This window comes from Amycolatopsis circi, assembly GCF_003385235.1.
Classification (GTDB): domain Bacteria; phylum Actinomycetota; class Actinomycetes; order Mycobacteriales; family Pseudonocardiaceae; genus Amycolatopsis; species Amycolatopsis circi.
The window spans coordinates 1-5,873 of the sequence record NZ_PQIA01000251.1 but is presented as its reverse complement, the minus strand read 5'-3'; the positions used below and the strand labels follow the sequence as shown (position 1 = coordinate 5,873).

Sequence of the window (5,873 nt, the reverse complement as noted above, 5' to 3'; positions counted from 1 at the left end):
CCCCAATAACCCGCCCATCCGACCGGCGCTCCACCGCCCACCGCCCCCGAGGCGGAATCAAGTTAGGCTGCGCCTCCTGCCAAGCCTGCAACACAGACCGCATCGCGGCGGCGTCCGCGACCCGGTCCATGGCAGGAGTCAGCCAATGCGTGACGTCAGAAGAGCCGTAGATCTGAAACGCGGCTTCGGCGTCGTCAGCCGTCCAGTCCCGGATCACGAGACGTTCGGTGGTCAGCGGCAGGGTCATGTACGAACGGTACGCCCGTTCCACCCGGTCCGGGCAGGTGATCCAAGACGCACCGAAGGCTCTTGTCCGGCAAGGACTCCTCCCGATATAGCAGCGGGTTAGACTGCGCGGGTGGAGATCTGGGTGAACCCGCGTTGTTCGAAGTGCCGTTCGGCGGTGTCGCTGCTCGACGAGGCCGGCGCGGAGTACACCGTGCGCCGCTATCTGGAGGATCCGCCGACTGAGGCCGAACTCGTCGCGGTGCTCGACCGGCTCGGCCTCGACCCGTGGCACATCACCCGCACCGGCGAGAAAATCGCTGGTGAACTCGGGCTGAAATCCTGGACGCGGACTCCGGAAGACCGTCCACGGTGGATCGCCGCGCTCGCCGAGCACCCGGAGCTGATCCAGCGTCCGATCATCACCGCCGACGACGGCACCACGGTGGTCGCCCGCGACGAGGAAACCGTCCGTTCGGTGCTCAGCTGACCGCCACCGCGATCAGCGCCGCCGCCAGCAGCAGCACGTACGCGACGGCATGCACCTTGTCCGGCAACCGGTCGGCGACCCGCCGGACGAGCGCGATCGTCGGCAGTGAACCGGCCAGCAACGCCGCGCCGGCGACCGGGTCGAGATACCCCGACGGCCCGCCGCCCGCCGTCGCGTAAACCGCGGTCGCCACCACCGCGACGGGCACGCTGAGCGGGTTCGCCATCGCTGCCGCGTCAGCCATCGGAAGCCCCTTGCGGCGCAGCAACGGCACCGTCATCACACTGCCGCCCACTCCGAGGAAACTCGCCACCGCGCCGATTCCGACTCCCCCCGCGGTATTCGTGAACGTGCTCAACGGCTTCGGTTCCCCTTGCGGCTTAAGGAATCCGCCGCGCGCCAGGCTGTCCACAATGGTCACTGCCAGGTAGGCAATGAACAGGACGCGCAACAGTCCGTCCCCCGCATAGGTCGCGGCCACTGAACCCACGACGGCACCGATCGCGACGAACGCGGCGAGCGGCCAGATGTAGTCGCGCCGGAGGCGTCCGGCCCGAGCTTGGACGACGGTCGCACTGATCGCGTTCACCACCATCACGGCCGTGGACGTAGCGACCGCGACATGCATCGCGTCACCGCGGCTGGTGACCGCCGCGACCACCGGCACGGTGACGAATCCGCCGCCGAAACCGAACAGCACGGTCGTGACGCCGCTGAGGCAGCCGAAGAGCAGAAGAATCAGGATCGAGGTCAACACTGGCTTCAAGGTAGGTCGTGACGGGTGCGGCGCGCATCCGAAGATTCGCCAGGTTCTTTCGAGCTTCGGACACCTACGCTGGCGGCATGCGCAACGTTCCGTTGTCCGAGGTCGACGCCCTGCCGCGGGCCGTGCTCGCGATCAGCACGGACTATCCGCCGGATCACTTCCTGCCACCGCATCGGCACCGCCGCGCACAGTTCCTCTATGGCGCTACCGGTTCCATGCGCGTTGGAACGGCCGATGGCACGTGGACCGTCCCGACGCGGCGCGCGGTGCTGATCCCGCCGGAAACTGACCACAGCGTGGTGATGATGAACGTGACCACGCGCAGTCTTTATCTGGAACCGTCCGCCGTGCCGTGGTTCCCGCGCCGCTGCCAGACCGTCGATGTCTCGCCTCTGCTGCGCGAACTGCTCCGAGAGGCCGTGGACGTCGCCCCCGAGTACCCTCGTCGCGGCCGCGATGCCACACTGATTTCCCTTTTGCTGCACGAACTCTCTCGTTGTGTTCCGTTGCCGCTTGAACTCCCGTGGCCGCGCCATGAAGGCTTGCGCGCCCTGTGTCAGTCCTTTTCGGACGCTCCTGATGTCCACGATCCGCCTTCGCGATGGGCGGATGAGTTGCACGTCAGCGAACGGACTTTGCACCGGCTTTTCCGCGCCGAAACGGGCCTGAGCTTCGCTCGCTGGCGGGAGCGGGCCTGTGTGCTGCGCGCGCTCCCGCTGCTGGCCGCCGACCTTCCGGTCGCCGACGTCGCGGTCACCCTCGGATACGAAAGCCCGGCCGCCTTCACGACGATGTTCAGCCGACTTCTCGGCGCCCCGCCCCGGTCCTACCGGGAACCGTGAGCCAGGTCTCATCGTGTGCAACTTGATTGTACACAACTTAGTTGTACTGTGGTCCTCGTTCGGAACTTTCACGGAGGAGGACCCATGACTGCCACTGTCGTTCTGGTGCACGGCGCGTTCGCGGATTCGTCCAGCTGGAACGGGGAGATCGAGCGGCTGCGAGCCGCTGGACACCGGGTGATCGCGGCGGCGAACCCGCTGCGCGGAGTTGCCGAAGACGCCGCGTACGTGCGGTCCTTGCTGGACAGCATCGAGGGCCCGATCGTCCTGGTCGGCCACTCCTACGGCGGCTCGGTGATCTCGGCCGCCGCGGTGGGGCACCCCGGGGTGCAGGCGCTGGTCTACATCGCCGGTTTCCTTCCGGACGAGGGTGAAAGCGCTGGTGAGCTGGCCGGGAAGTTCCCCGGCGGGACCCTGGGGGAGACGTTGGAGCAGGTCGCCCTGGCGGAGGGCGTCGACCTCTATGTCCGGCAGGACCTGTTCCACCAGCAGTTCGCGGCGGACGTCCCGGCCCAGCAGGCCAGCTTGATGGCGGCGGGCCAGCGCCCGATCGCCGCGGCGGCCTTGGACGAGGCTTCGCCCGCACCGGCGTGGAGGGACTTGCCGGTGTACAGCCTCATCCCGACCGCGGACAAGAACATCCCGCCGGCGGCGCAGCGTTTCATGGCGGAACGCGCGGAGGCCGAGGTAGTCGAGGTGGCGGACGCTTCGCACGCGGTGCTGGTTTCGCAGCCGGAGGCGGTTGCGGAACTGATCCTGCGCGCTGCCCGCTGATCTAGCGGGAGACCGGCCCGCGCTGCGCGGTCAGGTGCGGTGGTGGGCTCGATCCCGCTGGGTCGCGCCCATCGAACCGGCCGCGCGGCAGGTCCTTGGCTGGCTCAGCGGTCCGGCCGGGTGGTTTCTGGCGGCGATTCGCCTGGTCAGCGGCCTCGTTGTGCGGTGCTCGGGGAGGCGACTGGTCCCGTTGTGCGGACTTGTCATGGTCGAGCCGGACTTTCACCGTTCATCGCGTCAGTGCGGCAGTTACCATCGGCGGCCATGAGTACCTCAGGGGGTCCACAGGAGCAGCCGGGCACGCCGCAGGAGCCGGGTGCGGTCCCGCCGGGATGGCAGGCGCCTCCGCCGGGCGCCGGTTACCCGCAGCAGCCCGGTGTTCCGGCTGGGCAGGGTTATCCGCAGCAGTCTCCGCAGTACGGGCAACCCGCGCAGCAGTACCCGGGTCAGCCCGCGCCGGGTTCGTACCCGGGACAGGCCGGGCAGCCGGGGCAGTATCCGGGTCAGCCCGCACCGGGTTCGTACCCAGGGCAGGCCGGGCAGCCGGGCCAGCCGTACCCCGGCCAAGCCGCTTACCCCGGTCGGCAGGGTTATCCAGCACCACAGCCCGGCTACCCCGCCCAGCCGCCGCAGCCGGGGGCCGGTTACTCCGCACCCCAGCCCGGCCAGGGTTACCCGGCTCAAGGCCGCCCCCTCACTTCCCCCGGACTCGGCATCATTCCGGTGGCTGTCGGTGGCATCCTCGAGATCGTCGCCCTCTTCATTCCCTGGGTCACCTTCACCCTTGGCTCCCAAAGCGCCTCGGTGACCTTCATCGACGCCTTCAGCAAGATGACGTCCGGCATGGACAGCTTCGCCGCGATGTACGTGCGTTTCCTCGCCTTCGTCGTGATCGCCGCGTCGCTGGGCGCCACCCTCCCGTGGGTGCTCGGCGCGTTGCGCACGAAGAAGTCCGCCTACTGGCTGAGCGGGATCCGCCGCCGCGAACTGACGCCGCCGAACTTCTGGTGGTACCGCGCCGTCTTCGCGGGACGGGCCACCATCATGCTCGCCTTCCACATCGCGGGCATCATCGCGATGTTCTCCGAGGACCTGTCGAAGATCGGCCTCGGCGCGTATCTGCTCGTCCTCGGCGGGGTGCTCGTGGTCGTCGGCGCGGCGATCGGGCCGAAGCTCACGGCTGCCCGCTGACGGCGCGGATGACCGGGTTCTGACAAATGTCATCGCGCACCGATGCGCGGCGACACTACGGCCCGCCTGCCCGTCCGCTCAGTATTGGACAGGCAGGCGGCACCGGATCCACCGGGCCGGCCAACGGTCCGGAAAGGACAGTCATGAACTCCCGTCCCGCAACGGTTTCCGCTCAGCCCCGCACCGACCCGGCCGTCCGGACGGTCGGTGTCCTCACCGGGGCCTACCTGGCGCTGAGCGTGCTCACCCTCGGCGCGATCTTCCTCTTCCGCAACGACCCCGCGATGGTTACCGACGTCGTCTGGGTCCGCGCCACGATCGTGGCCGCCAGCGCGTTGCTCACGTTCCTGTTCGCGAGAAGCGCGGCTCGCGGGTCGAAACGGGGGCTGCTGCGGCTGCGGATCGTCTCGGCGGTGATGACGGTCGCGATCATCGTCATCGTGTCGATTCCGGGATTCCTGCCGCTGTGGGTCCGGCTCGAACAGGGCGTCTGCGGGTTGCTGCTGCTGGCGGTGGTCGTCCTGGTCAACGGACGGCACGTGCGCTCGCTGTTCTCCGAGTAGCGTGCCGCAGGTGGACCGCGGACCCGATTCCGACGCACAACGCTGGGTACTGGGCTGGCGCCGGCTCGTGCTGGACGCCGGCCTCCTGGTGTACCCGCTGATCGTTCTCGCCCAGACCGGCGACCAGCCGGTGGCGGTGGTGGCTCTGCTGGCGTTCTGTGCCTGCTACATCGGGGCGGCGGTTGCTGCCTACGGCTTCCGGAGCAGGCTTTTCTGGATCCTGACCGGGGTATTAACGGTGTTGTTCGCCGTCGTGTTGCCGGTCGCGCACGCGAACGCGTTTTACCTGCTTGCTGTGGTGGTTTCGCTCGCTGTTCCGCGGTTGCCGCGCTGGGGCATGGTCATCGTGCCGGTCGCTGCCGCGGCGACTGTGCTGGTGCCGTGGATGGTCTGGCATACGGACCCGGGTTGGGCGCAGGCTGCTGCGCTGGTGTTCACCGTGTTGGTGGTCGTCGCGTTCGCGGAGGCGTTGCGGGCGAACCGGGCGTTGGTGCAGGCGCGGGCGGAGGTGGAGCGGTTGGCCGCGGATGCGGAGCGGTCGCGGATTTCACGGGATTTGCATGATCTCTTGGGGCATTCGCTCACCGCGATCACGGTGAAGAGCAATCTCGCCCGGCGGCTCGCGGCCAAGGGGGATGAGCGGGCGGTCGAGGAGATCGGCGAGGTCGAGCAGTTGTCCCGGCAGGCGCTTGCGGACGTTCGGGCCGCGGTTTCCGGATATCGGGATGTCACGCTTGCCGGGGAGCTTGCGCGGGGGCGGGAATTGTTGCGCGCGGCGGGGATTAGTGCGGACTTTCCTACTGCGGTGGATGGGCCGCATCAGGAGTTGTTCGGGTGGGTGGTACGGGAGGGACTGACGAATGTGGTGCGGCATTCTCGGGCGACTGCTTGTGCGGTGATTGTTTCGGGGGATGCCGTGGAGATTCGTGACGACGGTGTTGGTTCTGCGGCGGATCCTGGGAATGGGTTGTCCGGGTTGCGGGATCGGGTCGTTGCTGCCGGTGGGCGGATGGAGGCGGGGG

Annotated in this window: 8 protein-coding genes; 6 read left to right on the top strand and 2 right to left on the bottom strand. The window is 68.4% G+C overall.

Annotated features, from left to right (window positions below; all coding sequences use genetic code 11):
• A partial coding sequence (locus tag D0D37_RS45640; protein ID WP_162834808.1) for a GNAT family N-acetyltransferase occupies positions 1-247 on the bottom strand: 247 nt, incomplete at its 3' end.
• Positions 248-358: 111 nt separating this feature from the next.
• Between D0D37_RS45640 and D0D37_RS45635 the strand changes: the two genes are divergently transcribed.
• Positions 359-715 (top strand): ArsC/Spx/MgsR family protein, encoded by a 357-nt coding sequence (locus D0D37_RS45635; RefSeq protein ID WP_116206788.1) that lies wholly within the window; start codon positions 359-361, stop codon positions 713-715.
• On the opposite strand, the gene D0D37_RS45630 is transcribed toward D0D37_RS45635, so the two are convergent.
• The gene (locus D0D37_RS45630) at positions 708-1,472 is read right to left on the bottom strand and encodes a sulfite exporter TauE/SafE family protein (protein WP_116206787.1); all 765 of its coding nucleotides are present in this window, start codon (positions 1,470-1,472) and stop codon (positions 708-710) included. The two genes, D0D37_RS45635 and D0D37_RS45630, sit on opposite strands and share 8 nt — an antisense overlap.
• Positions 1,473-1,558: 86 nt before the next feature.
• On the opposite strand from D0D37_RS45630, the gene D0D37_RS45625 reads away from it, so the two are divergent.
• The 5 genes from D0D37_RS45625 to D0D37_RS45605 form a co-directional block, all read left to right on the top strand.
• Positions 1,559-2,323, top strand: a complete 765-nt coding sequence (locus D0D37_RS45625) for an AraC family transcriptional regulator (RefSeq protein WP_116206786.1) — start codon at positions 1,559-1,561, stop codon at positions 2,321-2,323.
• Between the two features lie 84 nt (positions 2,324-2,407).
• Positions 2,408-3,097 carry an alpha/beta fold hydrolase gene (locus D0D37_RS45620; RefSeq protein WP_116206785.1) on the top strand — a complete coding sequence of 230 codons (690 nt, stop codon included), beginning with the start codon at positions 2,408-2,410 and terminating at the stop codon, positions 3,095-3,097.
• Between the two features lie 264 nt (positions 3,098-3,361).
• On the top strand, positions 3,362-4,288 hold the full coding sequence (locus tag D0D37_RS47065) for a hypothetical protein (protein ID WP_162834807.1): 927 nt from the start codon (positions 3,362-3,364) through the stop codon (positions 4,286-4,288).
• A gap of 143 nt (positions 4,289-4,431) precedes the next feature.
• Positions 4,432-4,851 carry a hypothetical protein gene (locus tag D0D37_RS45610; RefSeq protein WP_116206783.1) on the top strand — a complete coding sequence of 140 codons (420 nt, stop codon included), beginning with the start codon at positions 4,432-4,434 and terminating at the stop codon, positions 4,849-4,851.
• 10 nt (positions 4,852-4,861) lie between these two features.
• A partial coding sequence (locus D0D37_RS45605; RefSeq protein WP_244223914.1) for a sensor histidine kinase occupies positions 4,862-5,873 on the top strand: 1,012 nt, incomplete at its 3' end.